At 56.2% G+C, this 1,211-nt stretch carries 1 protein-coding gene; it reads left to right on the top strand.

The annotated features are described in order from the left end of the window. On the top strand, window positions 1–1,194 hold a 1,194-nt coding region (locus AAIL66_RS24295), incomplete at its 5' end, for a DUF4010 domain-containing protein (protein WP_343497963.1). Window positions 1,195–1,211: the final 17 nt, after the last annotated feature.

The raw sequence follows: 1,211 nt of genomic DNA, 5'->3' as shown, positions 1-1,211 counted from the left end.
TTAGGCTGTGGTCTGCTTATCGGTCTCGTAAGCGAGCGTCGCGGGAGTGAGCGCGAGAGCATCGCAGGAACTCGTACCCACGCCATAGCAGCGTTGCTTGGCTGCGCGGCCTGGTGGTTAGGCGTGCTGCCCTTCGCCGTTGTACTTCTGTTGGTCGGGGCACTGACCGTTGCAGCCTACTGGCACTCAGCCCCCAATGACCCAGGCCTGACCAGTGAAGTGACTCTACTTTTCTCACTAACTCTGGGCGCCCTATCGCACAAGAGCCCTACCTTGACGGCAGCTCTGGGCATTCTTTGTGCCTTGCTGGTGCATTCCAAAGGCCCCATACAACGCTGGAGTCGTGAGTTACTCAGAGAGAATGAATTGAGGGATGGCCTTCTGCTGGGCGCTGCGGCGCTGGTCGTGATGCCACTTCTGCCGCAAGCGCCTGTAGATCCATGGGGTGTGCTAAGCCTCCCAGCCCTTTGGAAAGTGGTCGTGCTGTTCATGGCTGTTGGCATGCTGGGACACATACTGACTCGAGTGCTGGGCCCGCACTGGGGCCTACCTGTGACCGGATTCTTTTCTGGATTTGTGTCATCTACCGCGGCTATAGCCAGTCTTGGCCAGCTGGCCAAGTCCGACGAACATCAGCAGGCGCAAGCCTTTGGATGTGCCATGTTGGCTCAGTTGGCCTCGCTATGCCTGTTCATAGCAATTCTCTCGACAACATCCATAGCTCTGATGCTGTCTATGGCACTCCCTCTACTAGTTGCAGCTCTCTGCCTTGTGTTGGCTGCAGCCACAGGATTGCTGAATCGACAAAAAACTGCCACGCAAACTGAATTTGAGACCGAACGGATATTTAAGCTTTCCACTGCATTGCTGATTGCCGGCACCATTGCGTTGATGTTAGTTTTAGGCGCCTGGCTCCAGCATGTCTTTGGCAGCACTGGCGTGCTGATCGCGGCGGCACTTGCAGCCTTGGCCGAACTGCATGCCGCTGCTGCGAGCTTAGGCCAGCTTTTTGCGTCAGGTAGTTTGCCCCTGTCCACCGCTCAATGGGGATTGGTTGTGATTCTTGCTTCCAGCGCAATCGCCAAATCCGTACTGGCGTTCACCACCGGGGGAGCCAAATATGGAACACGAATCAGTCTGGGACTAGCCTCTATGGTGACAGGAGCAGGCCTGTCACTGCTATGGATTGGCTAATACGAATTCCCCATCAG

This window comes from Comamonas sp. F1-6 (assembly GCF_039581415.1).
Taxonomy (GTDB): Bacteria; Pseudomonadota; Gammaproteobacteria; order Burkholderiales; family Burkholderiaceae_C; genus Comamonas; species Comamonas thiooxydans.
This window is presented reverse-complemented; position numbering and strand designations above follow the sequence as displayed.